Below are 672 nucleotides of genomic sequence, written 5' to 3' on the forward strand. Positions count from 1 at the left end.
GGTGGGTTTCCAGGATCTGGCCGATGTTCATACGACGCGGCACACCATGGGTGTTCAAGATGATGTCGACCGGAGTGCCGTCGGGCATGAACGGCATGTCCTCCTTGGGGAGGATCTTGCCGATGACACCCTTGTTGCCGTGACGACCCGCGAGCTTGTCACCTCCTGAATCTTGCGCTTCTGCGCCACATACACGCGCACCAGCTCGTTCACGCCCGGAGGCAGATCGTCGTCGTCCTCACGCGAGAACACACGAATACCGATCACCTTGCCCGACTCACCATGCGGCACCTTCAACGAGGTGTCACGCACCTCGCGGGCCTTCTCACCGAAGATCGCACGCAACAACCGCTCTTCGGGGGTCAACTCGGTCTCACCCTTCGGGGTCACCTTGCCGACCAGGATGTCACCGTCGCGCACCTCGGCACCGATACGGACGATGCCACGCTCGTCCAGATCCGCCAGCACCTCGTCGGACACGTTCGGGATATCGCGGGTGATCTCCTCGGCACCGAGCTTGGTGTCGCGAGCATCGATCTCGTGCTCCTCGATATGAATCGAGGTCAGCACGTCCTCCTCCACCAGACGCTGCGACAGAATGATCGCGTCCTCGTAGTTGTGACCCTCCCACGGCATGATCGCCACCAGCAGGTTCTTACCCAACGCCATCTC

Annotated in this window: 1 pseudogene; it reads right to left on the minus strand. The window is 61.3% G+C overall.

What is annotated here, in order from left to right:
* A pseudogene (locus NK1_RS33200) lies at window positions 1-672 on the minus strand (DNA-directed RNA polymerase subunit beta); the annotation flags it as partial.

The organism is Nocardia kruczakiae NBRC 101016 (assembly GCF_001612965.1).
GTDB lineage: Bacteria > Actinomycetota > Actinomycetes > Mycobacteriales > Mycobacteriaceae > Nocardia > Nocardia kruczakiae.